We start from the raw sequence: 1,549 nt of genomic DNA, 5'->3' as shown, positions 1-1,549 counted from the left end.
AGCATGCACCGGTAGGTTACGATTGACGGAACAATCGGTTTCCTTCCTGGCCGCAGCCAGGTGAAACAATCCTCTACGCGACTTCACGTCGCACTGACACAGTAAGACTAGCAAGAATCGCATCGCTTGTGAGGCGTAGAATGAAAACGGTTTTACAAGCGGATTGGGGTTAGATTCCGCCTGTGAGGCGTGGTCGGTGAATAGTTAAATCGAGACAATATTGAATCCGCGCGCACATTGTACGCAACGACGCCAGTGTGCTTTCCAACGGACTATCTGTAAGAAGCGGTGTAGAAGGGCAGGAAGGATAGCCGTCGCGAGCACAGTCGAATTGCTTCCGTGTCCAACGGAGTTCCATGCCGCGGTTCAACCGCTCAATCGTCAGCAAATGTGCGTTGGCTGTTGTATCGCCAAATTTATCGCCGGGCGCGCCCCGATCGGGCATCGGAAGCGTGCGCGTTACCACAGACTAACCCGAAGGCTGACGTCGCAACTTCAGCGGCTCTCTATCGTTCATTCTGGAATCCATAGGAAATCAATCTTAATCGCCAAAATCAACCGAATCAACCGAGGAGCGGGCAGAGGCGTTGCGTGAGATCGCGGGCAATGATAAACATCAGCCGTAAGGCCGCGGCGGACCAGTTTAAAAAGCTGGAGGCCAAGGACATGGCGCGTTTCTTCAATGTCGCCTGGCGACAGTTCGTTAGAAGGGGGGGCTGCAAGTCTGAAGAAATATGTTGTATATCTTCGGGAGGCAATATGCGGCAGAGTGAGGGAGGGCCGTGATGGAGTCAATGATTCATATCATCATCGTCAATGTCGGCTGGTTCGCCTTTGCCGCGTTTTATGCCATGAAGGTAGTGCGATGGATCTCGCCTTATCTTTGTGGGCGACGCAACGAGATGCCGGATGCAGCTCAAATTGAGCACATTGTTCGGGAGTCTGAGAAATATCGCGGCAAACAGATCTGCCTCAACATGACGATGCGAGATGCTCTAAAGGTGCACGCGGTCAATGCTGTTGTGTCAATCGCGCTTCTATGCATAGTCGGCTATTTAGTGATGCGTGCTGAACCCTCGATTTCCACGGCAGTCATCCTTGCATTCGGTGCTTACCTTGCCGGCGGATATGTCGTGTGCTTACTCGTCGACGTGGTCTCAGTTGACGCGTTGACCGGACTGGACTGGCGGAGTCGCGTAACCCTGCGGATCTATCACGTATGGCTCTGGCCGTTTAACGTCGCAAGTGCGATGCGCCGCAAACATTGAGTATGCGGCCGATCAAAAGGGCTCTGGCTGTCTGGGAGGATCGAGATCATGTGTAACGGTGCAGGGGACATGCCGATCTATGCTGGCTCAGACTCGCGTTGGCTTGGGCCGGATTTGCAGCGAAAGAACGATCGGCCAGTGAGAAGGGTGACGCCAGGAAAGTCGCCCATTTGAGATTGACCCAGAAAAACGGACACCTATTCTTTTGAGAAGGAGGTGCCGGAAATGGGCAAGCATCGTACCCCATACCCTGCGGAATTCCGGGCTCGCATGGTCGAGCT

At 53.7% G+C, this 1,549-nt stretch carries 1 protein-coding gene; it reads left to right on the top strand.

Translation table 11 applies throughout. The features are described 5' to 3' along the window. Window positions 1-785 precede the first annotated feature (785 nt). Window positions 786-1,268 (top strand): hypothetical protein, encoded by a 483-nt coding sequence (locus HV796_RS42215; RefSeq protein WP_175233540.1) that lies wholly within the window; start codon window positions 786-788, stop codon window positions 1,266-1,268. Window positions 1,269-1,549 lie beyond the last annotated feature (281 nt).

This window comes from Paraburkholderia humisilvae, assembly GCF_902859855.1.
Taxonomy (GTDB): Bacteria; Pseudomonadota; Gammaproteobacteria; order Burkholderiales; family Burkholderiaceae; genus Paraburkholderia; species Paraburkholderia humisilvae.
Note: the sequence above shows the minus strand (reverse complement) of the source record. Positions and strands in the feature narration are given on the sequence as shown.

What these genes read in the sequence shown, in the direction of transcription:
- HV796_RS42215 (WP_175233540.1), top strand. Translation starts at nt 786, where the DNA reads ATGGAGTCAATGATTCATATCATCATCGTCAATGTCGGCTGGTTCGCC.